At 76.5% G+C, this 21,865-nt stretch carries 3 protein-coding genes (1 of these 3 only partly in view); all 3 read left to right on the top strand.

Annotation, left to right across the window (positions count from 1 at the left end):
• Positions 1 to 90 precede the first annotated feature (90 nt).
• Tightly spaced (at most 54 nt apart), the 3 genes in view from OOK34_RS31805 to OOK34_RS31795 form a layout consistent with a single transcriptional unit that may run on beyond the window.
• Positions 91 to 306 carry an MbtH family protein gene (locus OOK34_RS31805; protein ID WP_267037608.1) on the top strand — a complete coding sequence of 72 codons (216 nt, stop codon included), beginning with the start codon at positions 91 to 93 and terminating at the stop codon, positions 304 to 306.
• A gap of 54 nt (positions 307 to 360) precedes the next feature.
• Positions 361 to 11,742, top strand: coding sequence for a non-ribosomal peptide synthetase (locus tag OOK34_RS31800; RefSeq protein WP_267037607.1), 11,382 nt, complete (start codon positions 361 to 363; stop codon positions 11,740 to 11,742).
• Positions 11,739 to 21,865: the 5' portion of a non-ribosomal peptide synthetase gene (locus OOK34_RS31795; RefSeq protein WP_267037606.1), read on the top strand. Its footprint extends 2,800 nt past the window's final position; only the first 10,127 of its 12,927 coding nucleotides appear in the window; the start codon lies at positions 11,739 to 11,741; its stop codon lies beyond the right edge, outside the window. The genes OOK34_RS31800 and OOK34_RS31795 overlap by 4 nt, the downstream gene beginning before the upstream one ends.

The following is a 21,865-nucleotide window of genomic DNA, read 5'->3' as shown; positions in this document are numbered from 1 at the left end:
CCGGCCCCACCGCCCGTCGGCACCCGCACCCACCGCACCGCCCGCTCCGCCATGCCCCGATCCACCCACCACCCGTAAGGACGGACGACCGTGAGCAACCCGTTCGAGGACCCGGACGCCGGCTATCTCGTACTCGTCAACGACGAGGAGCAGTACAGCCTCTGGCCCGCGTTCGCCGAGGTCCCCTCCGGCTGGCGCACCGCCCTGGACGAGAGCCCCCGCGACACCTGCCTGGCGTACATCGAGGAGCACTGGACCGACATGCGGCCCAGGAGCCTGCGCGTCGCCATGGGCGAGACCGCCTGAGCGGCCCGACCCGGGCACCGCCACAACCACACGCACCGACCAGGGGGAACAACGGTGGAGCAGGACCCGCGGCACGATCCGACCTGGCCCCTGACGGCCGCACAGACCGGAATCCTGAACGCCGCCCGGCTGTACCCCGACGCCCCCTACCGCGTCGCCGAGTACCTCGACATCACCGGCGGCGCCGACCGCGCCCTGCTGACCGAGGCCGTACGGGCGACCGTCGCCGCCACCGAGGCGCTGCGGCTGTGCCCGGCCGGCCCCGACGGCACCCGGGCCCGGCTCCTCGACACCGAAGTGCCCTTCGTCCACAGGGACTTCAGTGCCGAGCCGGACCCCCACGCGGCCGCCCGCCGGTGGATGGAGGCCGACACCGCCGCCCCCGCCGGCCCCGACGACGCGCCGCTGAGCCTGCACGCGCTGCTCGTCCTCGCCCCGGGCCGGGTCGTCTGGTACGTGCGCTCGCACCACCTCGTCCTCGACGGCTACTCCTTCCTGCTGATCGCCCGCCGCCTCTCCGACACCTACCGCGCCCTGGCCGCCGCGGAGACTCCGCCGCCCGCCGAGGACGGGGCCCTGCGCGCCCTCGCCCTCGAGGAGGAGGCTTACCGGGCCTCGCCCGCGTACGGCCGTGACCGCGCGTACTGGCTGGCGCGGATGGCCGGCCTGCCCGAGGTCGTCAGCCTCGCCGACCGCACCGCCGACCCGTCCGCGACCGTGCTGCGCCACGGCCTGGACATCCCCGCCGACCGGGCCGAACGGCTCCGGGCCGCCGCCCGCACCGCCGGAACCGGCCTGGCCGGCCTCTTCATCGGCGCCGCCGCCGTTCACCTCGGACAGCTGCGCGGCGCCGACGAGGCCGTCCTCGGCCTGCCCGTACCCGCACGCATGACCCCCGTCGCCCGGCGCACCCCCGCCATGACGGCCAACGTCGTCCCCCTGCGGATCGCCACCCGGCCCGGCACCACCGTCGCCGGACTGTTGCGCGCCGTCGCCCACGAGGTCGGCCAGGCCCTGCGCCACCAGCGCCACCGCCACGAGGAGCTGCACGAGGCCCTCGGACTCGACCGCGGCGACCGGCTGTGGGGCCCCTGGGTCAACGTGCTGGGCGCCGACGCCGACGGGCTCCTCGACGGACTCGAGGCCGTCCCCCACAACCTGTCCACCGGCCCGGTCGACGACCTCTGCTTCACCGTCCACGACCACGGCGAGGGCCGCGGTCTGACCCTGGCCGTCGACGCCAACCCCGCCCTGTACGCGCCCGAGGAGGCCGCCGCCCACGGCGCCCGCCTGCTGCGCGCCGTGGAACTGCTCGCTCTGGCCGCCCCCGAAGACGACGTCACCCGCATCGACGTCCTCACCCCCGAGGAGCGACGCCTCGTCCTGGAGGAGTGGAACGACACCCCCGCCCCCGCGGCGCCGCGCACCCTCACCGACGGCTTCCGGGCCGCCGCCGCCCGCCACCCCGGCCGCACCGCCGTCCTCGACGACGCGGGCACCGCCCTGACCTACGCCGAGCTCGACGCCGCCTCCGACGCCCTCGCGGAGGTCCTCGCCGCGGCCGGCGCGGGCCCCGAGCGCATGGTCGCCCTCGCCGTGCCCCGCTCGGCCGCCATGGTCGTCGCCGTGTGGGCCGTCCTCAAGAGCGGCGCCGCCTACGTACCGGTCGACCCCGCCTGGCCCGCCGCACGCCTGGCCGCCGTCTGGGCCGACGCGGCCCCCGTGTGCGCCGTCGCCACCACCGGCACCACCGGCCGCCTGCCCGCCGCCGCGACGGTGTTCACCATCGGCCCGCGCGGCGCCCTCGACGCCCCCGAGGGCGTGGCGCGCCGCCGCCCGGCCGGCCCCGGCCCCGAGAACGCGGCGTACGCACTGTTCACCTCCGGCTCCACCGGACGCCCCAAGGCCGTCGTCGTACCGCACCGCTCCGTCGTCGAATTCACCGACTGGGCCCGGGAGTTCCTCGGCGACAGCGCCTTCGGCAGCTCGCTGGCGGCCGCCTCCCTCGGCTTCGACGTCTCCGTCATCGACCTGCTCACCCCGCTGCTCGCCGGCGGCACCGTCCGCATCCTGGAGAACCTGCTGGCCTGGGCGGAGCGCCCGGAGCTCGAAGCGGGCTTCGTCAACGCCATCCCCTCGGCGCTCACCGCCGTCCTCGCCCGCGGCGTGCCGCTGCGGGTCTCCACCGTCGCCGTCGCGGGCGAGGCCCTCACCCCCGCCCTGCTCACCGCCCTGCGCGCCGCCGCCCCCGGCGCGCGCGTCGCCAACCTGTACGGGCCCACCGAGGTCACCGTCTACGCCACCGGCTGGCTCGACGACGGCCGCCCGGACCCGGCCCGCGTGCCCGTCGGCGGCCCCCGCCCCGGCACCCGCCTGTACGTGCTGGGCGACCGGCTGCGCCCGGTGCCGCCCGGGGTGCCCGGCGAGCTGTACGTCGCGGGCAGCGGAGTGGCCCGCGGCTACCTCGCCCGGCCCGCGCTGACCTCCGAGCGGTTCGTCGCCTGCCCCTACGGCGACCCGGGCGAGCGCATGTACCGCACCGGCGACGTGGTGCGCCGACGGGCCGACGGCACCCTCGAATACCTCGGCCGCGCCGACGCCCAGGTCAAGGTGCGCGGCTTCCGCATCGAACTCGGCGACGTCGAGGCAGCCCTCCTCACCCACCCCGCCGTCGCCCGCGCGGCCGCCGTCGTCCGCGAGGACCGCCCCGGCGACCCCCGCCTGATCTGCTACGCCGTACCCGCCGTACCCGCCGAGGCCGACGGGGCCTCCGGGGCGGTGCCCGGGCCGGAGGCGCTGCGCGCGCATGTCGCGGCCCTCCTGCCCGGATACATGGTCCCCTCCGCCGTCGTACCGCTGGACCGGCTGCCGCTGACCCCCAACGGCAAGCTCGACCGGCGCGCCCTGCCCGCGCCCGCCGCCCGGGACGGGGGCCGCGGCCCCCGCACGCCCGTCGAGGAGCGGCTGTGCGCCTTCTTCGCCGAAGCCCTCGGCGTCGAACGGGTCGGCATCGACGACAACTTCTTCGACCTGGGCGGGAACTCCCTGCTGGCCACCCGGGTCGTCAACCGCGTCCGCGCCGCCTTCGACACCGACCTCGACATCCGCGCCCTCTTCGACGCCCCCGTCGTCTCCTGGCTCGCCGAACGCCTCGACCGGGACGCGTCCGCTGCCGCCGCCCGCCCGGACCGCGCCGCAGGGGCCCCGGCGCTGCTGCCCGCCGTCCGGCCCGACCGGCTGCCGCTCTCGTACGCCCAGCGGCGGCTGTGGTTCATGGAGCGCCTCGAAGGCCCCTCGGCCGCCTACAACGTCCCCCTCGTCCTGCGCCTGACCGGCCGCCTGGACACCACGGCCCTGCACGCCGCCCTCGGCGACGTCACCGACCGGCACGAGAGCCTGCGCACCGTGTTCCGCGAGCACGAGGGCGAACCCCACCAGCTGGTCCAGGACGCCGGCCCCGCCACCCGGCCCGCCCTGCCCGTCACCGCCGTCACCGAGGACGCCCTCGCGGCGGCCCTCGCCGCCGAAGCCGGCCACCGCTTCGACCTCGCCGGTGAACTCCCGCTGCGCGCCCACCTGTTCCGCACCGCCGAGGACACGTACGTCCTGCTGGTGCTGGTCCACCACATCGCCGGCGACGGCACCTCCATGGGCCCGCTCGCCCGCGACCTCGCCGAGGCCTACCGCGCCCGGCTGACCGGCAGCGCCCCCGCCTGGGCGCCCCTCACCGTCCAGTACGCCGACCACACCCTGTGGCAGCGCGCGCTGCTCGGCGACGAGTCCGACCCCGACAGCGCCGCCGCCCGCGGCACCGCCCACTGGACCCGGGCCCTGGCGGGTCTGCCCGACCAGCTGCCGCTGCCCGTCGACCGGCCCCGCCCCGCCCGCCCCAGCCTGCGCGGCGCGACCGTCCGCTTCCGCGTGCCCGGCGAAGTGCGGCGCGCCCTGGAGGAGACCGCGCGCGCCGAGGGCGCCACCGCCTTCATGGCCGTCCAGGCCGCCTTCGCCGCGCTGCTGACCCGGCTCGGCGCGGGCACCGACATCCCGCTGGGCTCCCCGGTCGCCGGCCGCACCGACCAGGCCGCACACGACCTCGTCGGCTTCTTCGTCAACACCCTGGTGCTGCGCACCGACACGAGCGGCGACCCGACCTTCCGCGAACTCCTCGCCCGGGTGAAGGAGACCGACCTCGCCGCCTTCGCCCACCAGGACGTGCCGTTCGAGCGGCTGGTGGAGCTCCTCGCCCCGGCCCGCTCGACCGCCCGCCACCCCCTCTTCCAGGTCATGCTGTCGATGCGCGAGCGCCTCGGCGCCGTGCCGGACCTCGAAGGACTGCGCGCCGAAACCCTTCCGCTGGCCACCGGCACCGCCAAGTTCGACCTCAAGCTCGACGTCGACGGCGCCGCCGCGACCGCCGACGGCTTCGACTGCACCCTGGAGTACGCCCAGGACCTGTTCGACCCCGCCACCGTCCGCGCGATCGCCCGCCGTTTCGTGTCCCTGCTCACCCAGGCCGCCCACCACCCGGGCCGCCGCGTCCACGCTTTCGAGGTCGTCGACCCGGCCGAACGCCACCGGCTGCTCACCGAGTGGAACGACACCGGCCGCCCCGTACGCCCCACCACCCTCGCCGCGGCCTTCGAGGAGCAGGCGGCCCGCACGCCCGACGCCGTCGCCGTCGTCGACGGCGCCACCAGCTTGACCTACGCCGAGTTCAACGCGGCCGCCAACCGGCTCGCCCGGCTGCTCGTGGCGCGCGGCGCGGGCCCCGAGCGACGCGTCGCCCTGCTCCTGCCGCGCTCCGCCGACCTGCTGGTCGCCGCCCACGCCGTCGCCAAGTCCGGCGCCGCCTACGTCCCCGTGGACCCGGACTACCCCGAGGCGCGCACCGCCCAGATGGTCGCCGACGCCGCCCCCGCCCTCGTGATCACCGCCGCCTCCGCCGGCCCGGCCGTGCCGCCCGGCCCCGGCCTGGTCCTCCTCGACGACCCCGCCACCCGCGCCGCGGTCGCCGCCCTGCCCGAGCACGACCTCACCGACGCCGACCGCCACGCCCCGCTGCTGCCCGCGCACCCCGCCTACACGATCTTCACCTCGGGCTCCACCGGCCGCCCCAAGGGCGTCACCGTCTCGCACGCCTCCATCACCCACCTGCTGGCCTGGCTCCAGGACACCTACCGGCTGCGCCCCGACGACCGCGTGCTGCACAAGACGCCGACCGGATTCACCGTCTCCGTCTGGGAGTTCTTCTGGCCGCTGCAGACCGGCGCCCGCACCGTGGTGGCCGCCGCCCAGGGCCACCGCGACCCCGCCTACCTGGCCCGCCTGATCCGCTCCGAGGGCGTCACCACCGTCCACTTCGTACCGTCCATGCTCTCCGTGTTCCTGGAGCACCTCCAGTCCGGACCCGGCGCCGGCCCCACCCCGCTGCGCCGCCTGTTCATCGGCGGCGAGGCGCTCACCGGCGAACTCCTCGCCCACACCCGCCGCGTCCTCGACGGCGTGTCCGTGCACTACAAGTACGGCTCCACCGAGGTGACCATCGACGTCACCCACCTCGACCGGATGCCCGAGAACCCCGGCGGCGGCCCCGTCTCCATCGGCCGTCCGCTGTGGAACAGCCGCGTCTACGTCCTCGACGAGCGGCTGCGCCCCGTCCCCACCGGCGTCGGCGGCGAAATGTACGTCGCCGGCCCCGGCCTCGCCCGCGGCTACCTCGACCGCCCCGCCGCCACCGCCGAACGGTTCGTCGCCTGCCCCTTCGGCGCCCCCGGCTCCCTCATGTACCGCACCGGCGACCTGGTCCGCTGGCGCGCCGACGGCCGCCTCGACGTACTCGGCCGCGCCGACGGCCAGCTCAAGGTGCGCGGCGTCCGCGTCGAGCCCGGCGAGATCGAGGCCGCGCTGGTCCGCCACCCCGCCGTCGCACGGGCGGCCGTACTGCTGCGCGCCGACGACGCCACCGGGGACGCCCGGCTCACCGCGTACGCCGTGCCCGCGCCCGGCACGGCGGCCCCGGAGCCCGCCGCACTGCGCCGGCACCTGGCCGCGCTGCTGCCCGACTACATGGTGCCCGCCGCCTTCGTGGTGCTGGACGCGCTGCCGCTCGGCCCCAACGGCAAACTCGACCGGGCCGCGCTGCCCGCGCCGGACCCGGCCCGCCGCACCGCCGGCCGGGCCCCGGCCACCGAGGCCGAGCGGACCGTCTGCGCGGTGTTCGCCGAGGTCCTCGGCCGCGACGCGATCGGCGCCGAGGACAACTTCTTCGACCTGGGGGGCCACTCCCTGCTCGCCCTGCGCGTGGTGAACGCGCTGCGGGCCCGTACCGGAGCCGAGGTCGAACTCCGGGCCCTGTTCGACGCGCCCACACCGGCCGCCCTGGCCACGCTCCTGGCCGGCGCGGCCGGCCGCCCGCACGACCCGGCCGGCGGACCGGCCGGCGGACCCGTGGCGGGCGCCGCCGCGCCGACGGCCCGCCCGCCGCTCCTGCCCGCCGCCCGCCCCGCCAGGCTGCCGCTGTCCTACGCCCAGCAGCGCCTGTGGTTCCTGCACCGGCTGGAAGGCCGCACCGCCACCTACAACCTCCCCTTCGCGCTGCGCCTCACCGGCGACCTCGACGCCGCCGCGCTGCACGCCGCGCTCGGCGACGTCACGGCACGCCACGAGAGCCTGCGCACCCTGTTCCCCGACCACGACGGAGAGCCCTTCCAGAGCGTCCAGGACCCCGGCCGCTCCCGCCCCGGCCTGCCCGCCGTCCCCGTCACCGCCGACCGGCTGCCCGCGGCACTGACCGCCGCCGTCCGTGAGGGCTTCGACCTCGACCGCGAACTCCCCGTGCGCGCCCGCCTGTTCCGCCTCGGCGAGCGCGAACACGTGCTGCTGGTCCTGCTCCACCACATCGCGGGCGACGGGTGGTCCCTCGAACCCCTGGCCCGCGACCTGGTCACCGCCTACGCCGCCCGCCGCGCCGGCGCCGCCCCCGCCTGGTCGCCGCTCCCGGTCCAGTACGCGGACCACACCCTGTGGCAGCGCGCACTCCTCGGCGACGAGTCCGACCCGGACAGCCGCGCCGGCCGCCAGCTCGCCCACTGGACCCGCACCCTGGCCGGCCTGCCCGACCAGCTGCCCCTGCCCGTCGACCGGCCCCGGCCCGCCCGGCCCACCTTCCGCGGCGGCCACCACGCCTTCACCGTCCCCGGCGAGGTCCGCCGCGCCCTCGAACGGGCCGCGCGCGCCGAGGGCGCCAGCACCTTCATGGCCGTCCAGGCGGCCTTCGCCGCGCTGCTGACCCGGCTCGGCGCGGGCACCGACATCCCGCTGGGCTCCCCGGTCGCCGGCCGCACCGACCAGGCCGCCCACGACATCGTCGGCCTGTTCGTCAACACGCTGGTGCTGCGCACCGACACCGGCGGCGACCCCTCGTACCGCGCGCTCCTCGCCCGGGTGAAGGAGACCGACCTGGCCGCCTTCGCCCACCAGGACGTGCCGTTCGAGCGGCTCGTCGACGCGCTGGCCCCGCACCGCTCCCTCGCCCGGCACCCCCTCTTCCAGGTCATGCTCTCCCTGAAGGACGGCGACGGACGGGCCGTGCCGCAGCTGGACGCACTGACGGTCGAGCCGCTCCCGCTGGCCACCGGCACGGCCAAGTTCGACCTCAAGCTCGACGTGGAGACCCGGTCCGGCGGATTCGCCTGCACCCTCGAATACGCCCGCGACCTCTTCGACCCGGCCACGGCCCGCTCCCTCGCCGACGCCTTCACCGAGCTCCTCACCGGCCTCGCCGGCGCCCCGGACCTCCCGCTGTCGGCCCACCCCCTGCCGTCCGCCCCGGCGACGGCCGCGACGGCCGCGACGGCCGCGACGACCGTGCCCGGGTCCCTCCCGACCACCCCCGCGCGGACCCCGGCCGGCGCCGCCACGCCCGCCACGGCCCGCCGGGTACTGCTGCTGCGCGAACTGTTCGCCGAACTCCTCGGCGCCGACGAGGTGGGCCCCGACGACGGGTTCTTCGCGCTCGGCGGCCACTCCCTCCTCGCCGTCCGCCTCGTCAACCGGGTCCGCGCCCGTACCGGCGCCGAACTCGAACTCCGCGACGTCTTCGAGACCCCCACTCCCGCCGCCCTCGCGGCGCGCCTGCCCGAGCCCGCCGAGGGCCGCCCCGCGCTGACGCCCGCCGTCCGCCCCGCCCGGGTGCCGCTCTCGTACGCCCAGCGCCGCCTGTGGCTGCTCAACCGGGTGGACCCCGGGTCCGCGACGTACAACATCCCGCTGGCGCTGCGGTTGTCGGGCGACCTGGACACCGCCGCGCTGACGGGTGCGGTGGGTGATGTGGTGGCCCGGCACGAGGCGCTGCGCACGGTGTTCCCGGAGCGGGACGGCGTCCCGTTCCAGCGGATCCTGCCCGAGGCTGTCGTGCCGGTCGCGGTGACGGAGGCCGCCGACGAGACGGCGCTGGACGGGGCGGTGGCGGAGTTCTGCCGTCTGCCCTTCGACCTGTCCGCCGAACTGCCCCTCCGCGCCCGGCTGTTCCGCCTCTCGGACACCGAGCACGTCCTGGTGGTCGTGTTGCACCACATCGTCGGTGACGGCTGGTCCCTGGAGCCGCTGGCCCGTGACCTGGCGCAGGCGTATGCGGCCCGCCGCACCGGTACCGCTCCGGCTTGGTCGCCGCTCCCCGTCCAGTACGCCGATTACGCGCTGTGGCAGCGTGAGCTGCTGGGCGAGGAGGCCGATCCCGGCAGTCTGGCGGCCCGTCAGCTGGCCCACTGGAGCAAGGCCCTGGAGGGCCTGCCGGAGGAGGTGCGGCTCCCCGCCGACCGGCCGCGTCCGGCGCGGGCCAGTCATGTCGGTTCGGCGGTGCGGTTCGGGCTGGACGCCGGTCTGCACGCGCGGCTGCTGGCCCTCGCGGGGGAGACCGGGACGAGCCTGTTCATGGCCGTCCAGGCCGCTCTCGCCACCCTCCTGCACCGTCACGGCGCCGGCACCGACATCCCCCTCGGCACCGTCGTCGCGGGACGCGGGGACGCCGCCGTCGAGGACCTCGCCGGGTTCTTCGTCAACACCCTGGTGCTGCGCACCGACCTGTCCGGCGCCCCGACCTTCCGCGAACTCCTCGCCCGGGTGAAGGACACCGACCTGGCCGCCTTCGCCCACCAGGACGTGCCGTTCGAACGGCTCGTCGACGTCCTCAACCCGGTCCGCTCCCTCGCCCGGCACCCCCTCTTCCAGGTCATGCTCGCCTTCCAGGACGAGACCGCCGGTGCCCGTCCGCCGATGCCCGGCCTGGCCGCCCGCGTCGAGCCGACGGCCGTCACCACGGCCAAGTTCGACCTCCAGCTGACGCTGACCGACCGAACGGCCGCCGACGGTACTCCGGCCGGCATCGACGCCACCCTCGGCTACGCCGTCGACCTGTTCGACCACGAGACCGCGCAGGCCCTCGCCGACCGCTTCGGCCACCTGCTGCGCGCCGCCGTCGACCGGCCCGACGCCCCGCTCGCGGGCCTCGACCCGCTGCCCCCGCACGAGCGGCGGCTGCTGCTCCCGGACCGCGCGCCCGCCCTCCCGCCGACCGGCAACCTGGCCGACGCCTTCCTCGACCGGGCGGCCCGCACCCCCGACGCACCCGCCGTCACCCACGCCGGCACCACCCTCACGTACGCCGGGCTGGCCGCGCGCGCCAACCGCCTCGCCCGGCGTCTGATCGCCCACGGCGCCGGCCCCGAGCGGTACGTCGCCGTCCTGCTGCCGCGCGGCACGGACCTGGTCACCGCCCTCCTGGGCGTCCTCGTCTCCGGCGCCGCCTACGTCCCCGTCGACCCCGCCCAGCCGGCCGGCCGGATCGCCGCGATGCTCGCCGACGTCCGGCCGGTCGCCGTGGTCACCGCTGACGGCACCGGTCCGCTGCCCGACGGTATCCCCGTCCTCTCCGTCGCCACCGAGGGGGCCGACGGCGCCGATGCGCCGGCCGCGCCGGTCACCGACGCCGACCGCACGGTACCGCTGCGGCCCGAGCACCCCGCGTACGTCATCCACACCTCCGGCTCCACGGGCCGGCCCAAGGGAGTCGTCGTCCCCCACCGCAACGTCCTGCGCCTGATGGACGCCGCCCGCCGGCACCTCACCATCACCGGAGACGACGTCTGGACCCTCTTCCACTCCGCGTCCTTCGACTTCTCCGTCTGGGAACTGTGGGGAGCGCTCCTGCACGGCGGACGGCTCGTCGTCGTCCCGTACGCGACCTCCCGCGACCCCGACGAGTTCCGTGCGCTGCTCGCCCGAGAAGGCGTCACCGTGCTCAGCCAGACCCCGTCCGCCTTCCACCAGCTCGACGCCGCCGACGCCGCCGCCGGGCCGGCAGGCCCCGAACTCGCCCTGCGCTACGTCGTGTTCGGCGGCGAGGCCCTCGAGCCGGCCCGCCTCGCCGACTGGTTCGAACGCCGGCAGGACCGGGGCCGGAGCCCCGAGCTGGTCAACATGTACGGGATCACCGAGACCACCGTCCACCTCACCCACCGGGTGCTCACCCCCGCCGACGCCCACGGCGGCCCCGCCCTCGGCAGCCCTGTCGGCACCACCCTCCCCGGGGTCCGGCCCTACGTGCTGGACGGGCGGTTGGGTCTGGTGCCGCCGGGTGTGGTGGGTGAGTTGTATGTGGCTGGTGAGCAGTTGGCGCGTGGGTATCTGGGTCGGGCGGGGTTGACGGCTTCGCGGTTCGTGGCGTGTCCGTTCGGTGGTCCGGGTGGGTTGATGTACCGGACGGGTGATCTGGTGCGGATGCGTGCGGATGGGTGTCTGGATTTTGTGGGTCGTGCGGATGACCAGGTGCAGTTGCGTGGTTTCCGTGTTGAGCCGGGTGAGGTCGCTGCGGTGCTGGAGCGGCTTGCGGGGGTGCGGCGTGCGGTGGCCGTGGTCCGTGAGGACGTGGCGGGTGATGCGCGGCTGGTCGCGTATGTGGTGGGTGATGGTGTTGATCCGGCTGTGGTGCGGGCGTATGCGGCGGTGGAGTTGCCGTCGTACATGGTGCCCTCGTCGGTGGTGGTGCTGGAGCGGCTGCCGCTGACGGGTAACGGCAAGCTGGACGTACGGGCCCTGCCCGCCCCGGCCGCGGACACGGCACCCGCCGCCGCCCCCGCCACTGCCGAGGAAGCGGAACTGTGCGCGCTGTTCGCCGAGATCCTCGGCGTGGAGCGGGTCGGCGTCGACGACAGCTTCTTCGACCTCGGCGGCCACTCCGTCCTCGCGGTGCGGCTGGTCAACCGGCTGCGTACCCGGCCCGGCCGCCGGCCGGCCGTCCCCGACCTCTTCGAGGCGCCCACGGTGCGCGCCCTGCTGGAACGCCTCGCCCGTCCGCAGGCCGGGACACCGGCCACCACCGTCCCTGCCCGGCCCACCCTGCGCCCCCGGCCGCGCCCCCGTCCGGAGGAGACCCCGTGATCCCGCTGTCCTTCGCCCAGCGCCGCCTGTGGCTCGCCCACCGCCTCGGCGATCACTCCCCGGCCTACCACATCCCCCTGGCGCTGCGGCTGACCGGCGACCTGGATACCGCCGCGCTGACGGGTGCGGTGGGTGATGTGGTGGCCCGGCACGAGTCGCTGCGCACGGTGTTCCCGGAGCGGGACGGTGTTCCGTTCCAGCGGATCCTGCCCGAGGGCGCCGTGCCGGTCGCGGTGACGGAGGCCGCCGATGAGACGGCGCTGGACGGGGCGGTGGCGGAGTTCTCCCGCCTGCCCTTCGACCTGTCCGCCGACCTGCCCGTCCGCGCCCGCCTGTTCCGGGTGTCGGACACCGAGCACGTCCTGGTGGTGGTGCTCCACCACATCGCGGGCGACGGCTGGTCCCTGGAGCCACTGGCCCGTGACCTGGCCCAGGCGTATGCGGCCCGCCGCACCGGCACCGCCCCGGCCTGGTCGCCGCTCCCCGTCCAGTACGCCGACTACACCCTCTGGCAGCACGAACTCCTCGGCGACGAAGCCGACCCCGACAGCCTGGCGGCCCGCCAGCTGGCCCACTGGAGCAAGGTCCTGGAGGGCCTGCCGGAGGAGGTGCGGCTCCCCGCCGACCGGCCCCGCCCGGCCCGCGCCACCCAGGCCGGTGCGACCGTCCGCTTCGACCTCGACGCCGGCCTCCACACGGCCCTGACCGCCCTGGCCCACCGCGAGAACGCCAGCCTCTTCATGGTCCTGCACGCGGCCCTCGCCACCCTCCTGCACCGCCACGGCGCCGGGACCGACATCCCCCTCGGATCACCCGTCGCCGGCCGCCCCGAGGAGGACCTCCAGGACCTCGTCGGATGCTTCGTCAACACCCTGGTGCTGCGCACGGACCTGTCCGGAGCCCCCACCTTCCGCGAACTCCTCGCCCGCGTCCGCGAAACGGTCCTGGCCGCCTACGCGCACGAGGACCTGCCGTTCGAGCGCCTCGTGGAGGAACTGGCCCCCGTCCGCTCGGCCGACCGCCACCCGCTCTTCCAGGTCCTGCTCACCCTCCAGAACACCGCCGCCCCCCGCCTCGACCTGCCCGGCCTGTCCGCCACCGCCCTGCCGGTCGCCGTCGACGCCGCGAAGACCGACCTCACCCTGACCGTCACCGCCCTCGCCGAGGGCGGCGCCTCCTGCCTGCTCGGTTACGCCCTGGACCGGTTCGACCCCGCGACCGCCACCGCACTCGCCGACCGCTTCGTCCGGCTCCTGCGCGAGGCCGCCGCCCACCCGGACCTGCCGGTGGCCGACCTGGACCTGCTGAGCCCCGCCGACCGCGCCCGCGTCCTGCCCGACCGCGACGACTCCGCGCACCCGCTGCCGCAGGCGACCCTGCCCGAGCTCTTCGCCGAGCAGGTCTCCCGCACCCCGGACGCGGTGGCCGTGGAGGACGGTGACACCACCCTCACCTACCGCGAACTGAGCGCCCGGGCCGACCGGTTCGCCCGCCTCCTCACCGCGCACGGCGCCCGCCCCGAGACCTTCGTCGCCGTGGCCCTGGCGCCCTCCCCGGACCTCCTGGTCACCCTCCTCGGCATCCTCACGTCCGGCGCCGCCTACCTCCCGCTGCCCCCCGGCCACCCGGCCGCGCGGACCGCCGCCCTGCTCGACGAGGCGGGCGCGACCCTGGCCGTGACGGACGGCTCCGCGGCTCTCCCGGCCGGGGTGAGGGTCCTGGCTCCCCCCACGGCGGCCTTCGCCGCCGAGCCGGACACCGCGCCGGACACCGCGCCGGACACCGCGCCGGAGACCGCGCCCGCCGGCGCGGCCCGGCCCGGGAGCGTCCCGCGGCTGCTGCCCCGGCACCCCTCGTACGCCATCGCCACCTCCGGCTCCACGGGCCGGCCCAAGCTCGTCGCCGTCGAACACCGGGCCCTCTGCGCCTACCTGCGCTGGGCCCGCCACGCCTACCCGGCCCTGTCCGGCGCCGCGCCCGCACACTCGCCCGTCACCTTCGACCTCACCGTCACCGCCCTCTTCGGCCCGCTCCTCGCCGGCGGCCGGGTGGTCACCCGAGCCCTGGACACGACCGAGCCCGGCAGCGCGACCTTCCTCAAGGCCACGCCCAGCCACCTCGCCCTCCTCGACGCCCTCCCGCCCCTGCTGACCCCCGGCCTGCCCACCGAACTCGTCCTCGGCGGCGAACAGCTCACCGCCGAAGCCCTCGCCCCGTGGCGCACCCGCCACCCCGGCGCGGCCGTCGTCAACGAGTACGGACCCACCGAGACCACCGTCGGCTGCATCGCCGCGCGCGTAGAGCCGGGACAGGCCCTGCCGCCCGGCCCGGTCACCATCGGCCGGCCCGTCTGGAACACGCGCGCTCACGTGCTGGACGGGCGGTTGGGTCTGGTGCCGCCGGGTGTGGTGGGTGAGTTGTATGTGGCTGGTGAGCAGTTGGCGCGTGGGTATCTGGGTCGGGCGGGGTTGACGGCTTCGCGGTTCGTGGCGTGTCCGTTCGGTGGTCCGGGTGGGTTGATGTACCGGACGGGTGATCTGGTGCGGATGCGTGCGGATGGGTGTCTGGATTTTGTGGGTCGTGCGGATGACCAGGTGCAGTTGCGTGGTTTCCGTGTCGAGCCGGGTGAGGTCGCTGCGGTGCTGGAGCGGCTTGCGGGGGTGCGGCGTGCGGTGGCCGTGGTCCGTGAGGACGTGGCGGGTGATGCGCGGCTGGTCGCGTATGTGGTGGGTGATGGTGTTGATCCGGCTGTGGTGCGGGCGTATGCGGCGGTGGAGTTGCCGTCGTACATGGTGCCCTCGTCGGTGGTGGTGCTGGAGCGGCTGCCGCTGACGGGTAACGGCAAGCTGGACGTACGGGCCCTGCCCGCCCCGGCCGCGGACCCCGAAGCCGCCACCGCCCCCGCACGGGGCCCGCGCGACGGCCGCGACGAGGAGCTGTGCGCCGTCTTCGCGGAGCTGCTCGGCGTCGACCGCGTCGGCATCGACGACGACTTCTTCGCGCTCGGCGGCCATTCGCTGCTCGCCCTGCGCGTGCTCAGCCGGATCCGGACCCGGTTCGGCGTCGAACTGCCGGTCCGGGCCCTGTTCGACACCCCGACCGTCGCCGGCCTCGCCGACCGGCTCGCCTCGGGCGGCCCCGCCCGCCCCGCGCCCACCCGTGCGGTCCGGCCCGCCCGGATCCCGCTCTCGTACGCCCAGCAGAGCCTGTGGGTCCTGCACCGGCTCGAGGGCCCCTCCGCGACGTACAACATCCCCCTGGCGCTGCGGTTGTCGGGCGACCTGGACACCGCCGCCCTCACGGGTGCGGTGGACGACGTCGTGGCCCGGCACGAGTCGCTGCGCACGGTGTTCCCGGAGCGGGACGGCGTCCCGCTCCAGCGGATCCTGCCCGAGGGCGCCGTGCCGGTCGCGGTGACGGAGGCCGCCGACGAGACGGCGCTGGACGAAGCCGTGGCGGAGTTCTCCCGCCTGCCCTTCGACCTGTCCACCGACCTGCCCGTCCGCGCCCGCCTGTTCCGGGTGTCGGACACCGAGCACGTCCTGGTGGTGGTGCTCCACCACATCGCGGGCGACGGCTGGTCCCTGGAGCCACTGGCCCGCGACCTGGCCCAGGCGTATGCGGCCCGCCGCACCGGCACCGCCCCGGCCTGGTCGCCGCTCCCCGTCCAGTACGCCGACTACACCCTCTGGCAGCACGAACTCCTCGGCGACGAAACCGACCCCGACAGCCTGGCGGCCCGCCAGCTGGCCCACTGGAGCAAGGCCCTGGAGGGCCTGCCGGAGGAGATCCGGCTGCCCGTCGACCGGCCGCGTCCGGCGCGGGCCAGTCATGTCGGTTCGGCGGTGCGCTTCGACCTCGACGCCGGTCTGCACGCGCGGCTGCTGGCCCTCGCGGGGGAGACCGGGACCAGCCTGTTCATGGCCGTCCAGGCCGCTCTCGCCACCCTCCTGCACCGTCACGGCGCCGGCACCGACATCCCCCTCGGCACTCCCGTGGCCGGGCGCTCCGACGAGGAGCTCGATCAGCTCGTCGGCTTCTTCGTGAACGCCCTGGTGCTGCGCACCGACCTGTCCGGCGCCCCGACCTTCCGCGAACTCCTCGGCCGCGTCCGGGAGTTCGACCTGGCCGCGTTCGCCCACCAGGACGTGCCGTTCGAACGGCTCGTGGACGTCCTCAACCCGGTCCGCTCCCTCGCCCGGCACCCCCTCTTCCAGGTCATGCTCACCCTCCAGAACACCGCCGCGGCCCGCCCGGCGCTCGAGGGTCTGGCGGTCGCACCCCACCGGGCGGCCGCCCGCATCGCCAAGTTCGACCTGGCCCTGACCGTCACCGAGCACCACGGCCCCGACGGCGCCCCCGCCGGGCTCGCCGGATCCCTCGAATACGCCGCCGACCTCTTCGACCCCGAGACCGCGCAGGCTCTGGCCGAACGCTTCCAGCGGCTGCTCGACGCCCTGGCCCGCCACCCCGACACGCCCGTCGGCACGGCCGGGATGCTCTCCTCGGACGAGCTCCAGGCCCTGCTGGACGCGCCCGAGCGGATCCTCGACGCCGAGGGCCGCCCGGTCCCGCCAGGGGTCACCGGCGAGCTGTGGACGGCCGACGGACCGGGCGGCGCCCTGCGCGGCACCGGCGTCCGCGCCCACCGGACCCGCCACGGCGTCCTCGTACGGGAACCGGAGCCGCGGAAGCGGCCGGAGCCGGAGCCGGAGCCGGAGACGGACCGGCCGGACCCGAGCGCGCCGGACACCGCGCCCGCCGGCCGCGCCCCCGCCACAGCCCTCGAAGCCGACCTGTGCCGGATCTTCGCCGAAGTGCTCGGCACCGACGGGGCGGCCGGCCCCGACACGAACTTCTTCGCCCTCGGCGGCAATTCCCTCCTCGCGATCCGCCTGGTCAGCCGCATCCGCGCCGAACTGGGCACCGAACTGCGGGTCCGCGCCGTCTTCGAGTCCCCGACCGCCGCCGCCCTCGCCGTACGGCTCTCCGCTCCCACGGCACCGGACGGACCGGCGGACGAGGACGCGGCCGCCGTGGCGCTCACCCCCGTCCAGGAGGGCCTCGCCTTCCACGCCGAGGACTACACCGCCCAGCTCATCCTCACGCTCGACGGACCCGTCGACCCGGCCCGGCTGCGCGTCGCCGCCGGCGCCCTGCTCGCCCGGCACCCCGCCCTGCGCGCGGCGTTCGCCCCCGGAACCGGCGGGCACCTCGCCCAGACCCGGCACCGCGAGATACCGCTCGACTGGACCGAGACCCCGGCCGGGACGGGCGCCGCGACCGCCGGGGCGCTGCTCGCGGCCGAGCGGGCGCGGCCCTTCGACCTGGCCCGCCCGCCGCTGCTCCGCTTCCTCCTCGTCCGGGAGGCCGGCGGCCCCGGCCGCGAGGACCGCCACCGCCTGGCCCTCACCTACCACCAGATCCTCGCCGACGGCTGGTCCACCCCGGTGCTGCTCGGCGACCTCCTCGCCCTGTACGCCGACCCGGACGCCCCCCTCGCCCCCGCCGCCCCCGTCCGGCCCGCCCCGGGCCCCGCGGACCCGGACGCGGCCCTGGAGGCCTGGCGCGCGGAGCTGGCCGGTCTCACCGGGCCCACCCTGCTCTTCCCCGGCGAGAACCCCCGCCCGGCCGCCCCGGACCTGACCACCGAACTGGCCCTGCCCCCGGGCCGGGACGGGCTCCCGCTGCTCGTCCAGGCCGCCTGGGGCGTGCTGCTGGCCCGCCTCACGGGCCGCGACGACGTGGTCTTCGGCATCGCCGAGCCCGGCCACGCGCCCGCCACCGGCGCCGCTGCCGATGCCGCCCCCGCGCCCGTCGGCTCGTACGTCACCACCGTGCCCGTACGCGTCCGCCTGGACGACGGCCTCACCGCCGCCGGCCTCCTCGACCGGCTGCGTGCGCACCGCGAGCGCACCGCCGCCCATCGCGGCCCCGGGCTCGCCGCCATCCGCGGGGTCGCCGGACCGGGACCCCTGTTCGACACGCTCGTCGTCGACGAGGGTTACCGCCGCGCCCTCGACGCCACCGTCGCCCGGCCCGGTCCGCTGCACGTGAGCGCCGTCGGACACGAGGAGGGCAGCCACTTCCCGCTGACCATCGCCGTCTGCGACGGGCCGGCCCCGGCCCTGCGCGTCCACGGCCGTGGCGACGCCGACGGCCACACCGCCGCCCGGCTGGCCCACGTACTCGAGCAGCTCAGCTCGTACCCGGACCGCCCGCTCGCCGCCCTCGACGTCCTGCTGCCCGGCGAACGCGAGCGGCTCCTCGCCCGCCCGTCCGCCGGGACGGCCGCACCCGCCCCCACCCTCGTACGGCTCTTCGAGGAGCAGGCGGCCCGTACCCCGGACGCCGTCGCCGTCGTCCACGGCGGACAGCGCCTGACCTACCGGGAACTCGACGGGGCCGCCAACCGCCTCGCCCGGCTGCTCGTCGCGCACGGCGCCGGACCGGAGCGGCTCGTCGCCCTCGCCCTGCCGCGCTCCGCCGAGCTGCTCACCGCCCTGTGGGCGATCCTGAAGACCGGCGCCGGCTACCTCCCCCTCGACCCCGCCCAGCCGGCGGCCCGGATCGCCGCCGTCTGCGCGGACGCCCGCCCCGTGTGCGCGGTCACCACCGCCGACGCCGCCCGCAACCTGCCCGCGGACCTGCCCCGGCTGGACCCCGACGACCCCTCGCTGCCCGCGCGTTCCGCGGCGCCCCTCACCGACGCCGACCGCACCGCGCCGCTGCTGCCCGGCCACCCCGCGTACGCGATCTTCACCTCCGGGTCCACCGGCCGTCCCAAGGGCGTGCTCGTCGCCCACGAGGGAGTCGCCGCCCTCGCCGCCTGGGCCCGGCACGCGCTCGGCGCCGAGGCCTTCGCCCGGACGGCCGCGACCACCCACATCGGCTTCGACGTGTCCGTCTTCGACACCGTCCTGCCGCTGCTCGCCGGCGGCCGGATCGAGATCGCCGCCGACCTGCTGGCCTTCGCCGGCCGGCCGGGGCCCGCCGCCAGCCTGCTGTGCGCCGTCCCCTCCGCGCTGGACGCCGTCCTCGGCGAGGACGGCTCCCGCACCCTCGACATCGGTGTCCTCGCCGTCGCGGGCGAGGCCTTCCCGCCCGAACTCCTCGCCCGGCTGCGGCAGGCCGCCCCCGGCGCGCGGATCGTCAACGCGTACGGGCCGACCGAGGCGACCGTGTACGCCACCGCCTGGTGGGACGACGGCCGGTCCGCCGAGGTCCCCATCGGCACCCCGGTCGCCGCCACCCGCGCGTACGTCCTCGACGCCGCGCTGCGCCCCGTGCCGCCCGGCGTCGAGGGGGAGCTCCACCTCGCGGGCCCGGGCCTGGCCCGCGGCTACCTGGGCCGCCCCGGACACACCGCGGAACGCTTCGTCGCCTGCCCGTTCGGGGCCCCCGGCGAGCGCATGTACCGCACCGGCGACCGGGCCCGGTGGCGGGCCGACGGCTCCCTCGACCACCTCGGCCGGACCGACGACCAGGTCAAGGTCCGCGGGTTCCGCGTCGAGCCCGCGGAGGTGGCCGCCGCGCTGCGCACCCACCCCGCCGTGGCCCGCGCCGCCGTCATAGCCGCCGACGACCGCCTCCTGGCCTACGCCGTCCCCGCCTCCGCCTCCGCCTCCGTCCCCGTCCCCGCCTCCGCCTCCGTCCCCGCCTCCGTCCCCGCCTCCGCCGACGCGGTGTCCGCCGCCGAGCTGCGCGCCTTCGTCGCCGGTCTGCTGCCCGCCTACATGGTCCCCGCGTCCGTCACCCTCCTGGACGCCCTGCCGCTCACCCCCGGAGGCAAGCTCGACCGTGCCGCCCTGCCCGTGCCGGGCGGCGCTGCCGGCCCCGGGACCCCGGCGGGCCGCGCTCCGCGCGACGCCCGGGAGGAGATCCTGTGCGGCCTGTTCGCCGAACTCCTCGGCCGCCCGGCGGAGCACCGCCCGGCCACTCCCACCGGCACCGGCACCGGCACCGGGATCGGGATCGACGACGACTTCTTCGAGCTCGGCGGCCACTCCCTCCTGGCCACCCGCGCCGTCAACCGGATCCGTTCCCTCTTCGGCGTCGACCTCGACATCCGCGCCCTCTACGACGCCCCCACCCCCGCCCGGCTGGCCCACCGCATCGACGAGGCCCGCAGCTCGCGCCCCGTCCTCGCGCCCTACCGGCGCCCCGAGGCCCTGCCGCTCTCCTTCGCCCAGCGCCGCCTGTGGTTCATGTACCGGCTGGAGGGGCCCTCGGCGACGTACAACATGCCCGCCGCGGTCCGCCTCACCGGCCGCCTCGACACCGACGCGCTCACCGCCGCCCTCGGCGACGTCGTCACCCGCCACGAATCCCTGCGCACCGTCTTCCCGGAGGCGGACGGCCGCCCCTACCAGCGGATCCTCGCCCCCGAAGCGGCCCGCCCGCGCCTGCACCCCGCGCCCGCCACCGAGGCCGACCTGCCCGGGCTGCTCATCGAGGCCGCCGCCCACGGCATCGACCTGGCCACCGAGCCGCCGCTGCGCGCCCACCTGTTCGTCCTCGGCCCCGAAGAGCACGTCCTGCTGCTGGTGTGGCACCACATCGCGGGCGACGGCTGGTCCATGGCCCCCTTCGCCGCCGAACTCGCCGCCGCCTACACGGCCCGCCGCGACGGCCGGGCCCCCGACTGGGAGCCGCTGCCCGTCCAGTACGCCGACTACACGCTCTGGCAGCGCGAACTCCTCGGCAGCGAGGACGACCCCGACAGCCCCATCAGCCGTCAGGCCGCCTACTGGAAGCGGCGCCTCGCCGGCCTGCCCGGCGAGCTGACCCTGCCCACCGACCGGCCGCGGCCCGTGGAGCCGACCAACCGGGGCGGCAAGCTCGACTTCGAACTCGACCCGGAGCTGCACGCCACCCTGCGGGAGCTCGCCCGACGGTCCGGCGCCAGCTTCTTCATGGTCGTCCAGGCCGCCCTCGCCGCCCTCCTCACCCGCCTCGGCGCGGGCACCGACATCCCCATCGGCGCCCCCGTCGCGGGCCGCGCCGACGAACTCCTCGAACGACTGGTCGGGTTCTTCGTCAACACGCCCGTGCTGCGCACCGACACCTCCGGCGACCCCTCGTTCGAGGAACTCCTCGCCCGGGTGCGCGAGAGCGACCTCGCCGCCTACGCCCACCAGGACCTGCCCTTCGAACGGCTAGTGGAGATCCTCAACCCGGTCCGCTCGCTCGCCCGCCACCCCCTCTTCCAGGTGATGCTGGCCTTCCAGAACACCGTCGAGTCCGAGGTGTCCCTGCCCGGCCTGCGATGGGAGCCGGTCCGCATCCAGGCCGCGCTCGCCAAGTTCGACCTCGGCCTGAACGTGCGCGAACGCCACGACGGCGACGGCCGCCCCGCCGGGGTGTTCTGCTGCCTCGACTACTCCCTCGACCTGTTCGACCACACCACCGCCGCGACCATCGCCGACCGCTTCGGCCGGCTCCTGCACGCCGTCGCCGCCGACCCCCGCACCCCCCTCTCCGGCCTGGACGTCACCGGCCCCGAGGAGCGCGCCGACGTCCTCGTCCGCTGGCAGGGCGCCGTCCGCGAGGTACCGCCCGCCACCCTCCCCGACCTGCTCGACCAGGCCGTGGCCCGGACACCCGACGCGACCGCCGTCGTCTGCGCCGGCACCCGCCTGAGCTACGCCGAGCTGGACCGCGCCGCCAACCGGCTGGCCCGCCGGCTGATCGCCGTGGGCGCCGGTCCCGAACGGGTGGTGGCGCTCGCCCTGCCCCGCACCGCCGAGACCGCCGTCGCCGTCTGGGCGGTCCTCAAGACCGGCGCCGCCTACCTGCCCGTGGACACCTCCCTGCCGGCCGCCCGCCGGGCCGCGATGCTCGACGACGTCGCACCCGTGCACACCCTCACCGAGGACGACGTACGCGACGCCCTCACCGCCGCCCCCGACGACGCCGACACCACCCGCCCGGTGACCGACGCCGACCGCACGGCGCCGCTGCTGCCGGGCCATCCCGCCTACCTGATCCACACCTCCGGATCCACCGGACTCCCCAAGGGCGTGGTGATCCCGCACGCCAACGTCGTCAACCTCTTCCACACCTACCGCCACGACTTCATCGGCCCCGAGACCGAGCGGGCTGGCGGGCGCCGGCTGCGCGT

The sequence above is a fragment of the Streptomyces sp. NBC_00091 genome, assembly GCF_026343185.1.
GTDB lineage: Bacteria > Actinomycetota > Actinomycetes > Streptomycetales > Streptomycetaceae > Streptomyces.
The sequence above is the reverse complement of the archived record's forward strand: the minus strand, read 5'-3'. Positions and strand labels throughout refer to the sequence as shown.